Source organism: Paraburkholderia oxyphila NBRC 105797, assembly GCF_000685075.1.
GTDB lineage: Bacteria > Pseudomonadota > Gammaproteobacteria > Burkholderiales > Burkholderiaceae > Paraburkholderia > Paraburkholderia oxyphila.
Map to the genome: position 1 here is coordinate 1 of NZ_BAYD01000243.1, position 2,708 is coordinate 2,708.

The following is a 2,708-nucleotide window of genomic DNA, read 5'->3' on the forward strand; positions in this document are numbered from 1 at the left end:
GGTCAAAGGAAACCACGACAGACTACCCCTTCCCACGACGTTCCCGAATCAGTCGTTATCACGCGAACTGGTCACCCTTTCGAAGGCCAGCGCCTCCAGGTCATCAGCTCGCGGCTTCGCGCCGGCAGACCACACCTCCTGCTGCTCCTGCCGGACCAATCGCGCGGACTGATTCCCCTCGACTGGACCGATTTCACCAGCGACATCGCCGCAACGGCCGACGCACCCTGCGTGCTTGGCTCGCTTGCCGACCTGCTCCACGCTCGGCGGATCATTGATGCTTTACTGCGCCAAACGGAACAGGAGAGCAACGATGCAGCTGAACCTGGCCTTCACAGATCTGCCGGACGACGAGAGTCTGTGGGAACAACTCGACGAAGCAACGCGAGATGCGGTGATCGAGCGGCTCGCCCGGGCAATCACAAAGGTCGTAATCGACAGCCACCCGGGCGTGATGGAGAACAACGATGAGTGACACCAACCACAAGATCGGTTCCGGCCATCTGCAGCGTGCCGCATTCGTCTACATCCGCCAGTCCAGCGCCAGTCAGGTAGAGCACAATCGCGAATCGACACAGCGCCAATACGCGCTGGCCCAGCGCGCCGTTGCCCTCGGCTGGCACGAGCAGCAGGTCAGCGTGGTCGACGAGGATCTTGGCCTTTCTGGCGCCAGCGTCGCAAATCGCGGCGGCTTTGCCCGCATGACCGCTGAAGTGGCGCTCGGGCACGTCGGCATCATTCTTGGCCTGGAAGTCTCCCGCCTTGCGCGCAACAATTCCGACTGGTATCGCCTGCTCGATCTGTGCAGCATGACTGATACGCTCATTGGCGACGCCGACGGCGTGTACAACCCGGCACTTTTTAACGACCGGCTACTCCTCGGCCTGAAGGGCACCATGAGCGAAGCCGAACTTCACATCTTGCGCGCACGCCTGGACGGCGGCATTCGTAACAAGGCTGCCCGCGGCGAGCTTCGCCGCGGCCTGCCTACAGGCCTGGTGTGGGGCGAGGCCGATGGTGAAGTGAGGCTCCATCCGGATGAAGCCGTCGTCGGTGCGATACGCGCTGTCTTCGCCCGTTTTAGCGAATTCGGCTCGGCGCGCCGCGTCTGGCTGTGGTTCCGCTCCGAGAATCTGTCGTTCCCCCTGCAGATGCATCATACCGACCGGATCCGCTGGGTCGCTCCGACATACACTGCAATCCACGGCGTCCTCTCCAGTCCGGTTTATGCTGGCGCCTACTGCTATGGCAAGAGCCGGCAGGAGCGATACGTCGATGAACACGGCGTGCTGAAGACGCGACTGCGTCGGCTGCCGCAATCGCAATGGGCCGTGCTCATCAGGGACCACCATGAAGGCTATATCGATTGGGCGACCTATGAAGCGAATCAGGCACGCCTGGGCGCCAATACCAGGCCCATGCCACACCAGGCCGGAGGCGCTGTGAGAGAAGGTACAGCCTTGCTTCAGGGGCTGGCGATCTGTGGTCGCTGTGGGCGTCGGCTCAAGACCCACTATCGCGGCACGAACCAGACGCCGGGATACCATTGTGCCAACAAAGATATTGTGAACGGGCGCGGCGTCTACTGCCTGAATGTTGGCGGCCTGCAGATCGACGCCTCTGTTGCCGAATCCTTCCTGCGTGCCGTCGAGCCGGCTGGTCTGGAAGCCGCTGTGCGTGCCGCGGAACGCCTTGAAGCTGATCACGACGCCGCGCTGGCGCAGTGGCGGCTCGCGGTAGAACGGGCGAGCTATGAAGCGCAACGCGCCGAGCGGAGATACCACGCCGTTGATCCCGAGAACCGGCTGGTGGCACGCGGACTCGAAGCGCAATGGGAGAAACAGCTGCACGAACTTGAACGGGCTCAGCAGGAACTGGCCCGGCGCGAGCAGCTCCGGCCCCGCACCTTGAACGCGCAGGAGCGGCACAGCCTCCTTGCAATCGGCAAGGATCTTCAGCGCCTGTGGCACGCACCAACCCTCACCGTGCGGGACAGGAAACAGTTGCTGCGCACCCTGCTCGAGGAGGTGACGGTTACCGTTCATCGCGAACAATACCGCGCGCAGCTGAAACTGCGCTGGCGAGGCGGCAAGCTCACCGAATGCGACGTCGCGTTGCCGCGCTCTCGACCGGCCACTATCCGTACCGATGAAGACACCATTGATCTGGTACGCCGGCTTGCACAGCACTATCCCGACGCAACCATCGCCGGCATCCTCAACGCGCAAGGCCGGCTAAGCGCACAAGGCATGCGTTTCAACCAGAACCTCGTCGGCAACCTGCGCCGTCACTGGAAGATCCCCTGTTTCGAACGGCCCGCTGAACGGCCCGAGGGAGAACTGCTCAGCATTCGCCAGGCGGCCCGCGTACTGGGCACTGCACCGTCGACACTCCATCGCTGGGTCAATCACGGCTTCATCGCTGGCGAACATCCGACGCCAGGCGCGCCATGGCGCATTCGGATTACCGAAGCGTTGCGCAACCTCTTTGTTGATAGCAGTCCTGATGGATACGTCGCAATGCAGGTTGCTACGCGACGACTCGGTGTTTCTCGTCAGACTGTGTTGCAGCGTGTAAAGCGCGGCGAACTCGACGCAGTCATGGTGCGCCGCGGACGAAGCAAAGGCTTGCGCATCAAGGTCGTCAACGATCAGCCGGACTTCTTCGAACGCACTTCATGAACCTGAGGGCATTGCTATGAGAGATCC

Annotated in this window: 2 protein-coding genes and 1 pseudogene; all 3 read left to right on the forward strand. The window is 62.4% G+C overall.

Annotated elements, in window-relative coordinates; all coding sequences use genetic code 11:
- Positions 1–57: 57 nt before the first annotated feature.
- Positions 58–267: pseudogene (locus BO1_RS62250) on the forward strand (DUF5372 family protein); the annotation flags it as partial.
- 46 nt (positions 268–313) lie between these two features.
- Complete coding sequence (locus BO1_RS61690; RefSeq protein WP_156992818.1) at positions 314–475, forward strand: hypothetical protein; 162 nt, start codon at positions 314–316, stop codon at positions 473–475.
- Positions 468–2,681: a recombinase family protein gene (locus BO1_RS48575; RefSeq protein ID WP_028223747.1), complete on the forward strand. Its 2,214-nt coding sequence runs from the start codon at positions 468–470 to the stop codon at positions 2,679–2,681. The genes BO1_RS61690 and BO1_RS48575 overlap by 8 nt, the downstream gene beginning before the upstream one ends.
- Positions 2,682–2,708: the final 27 nt, after the last annotated feature.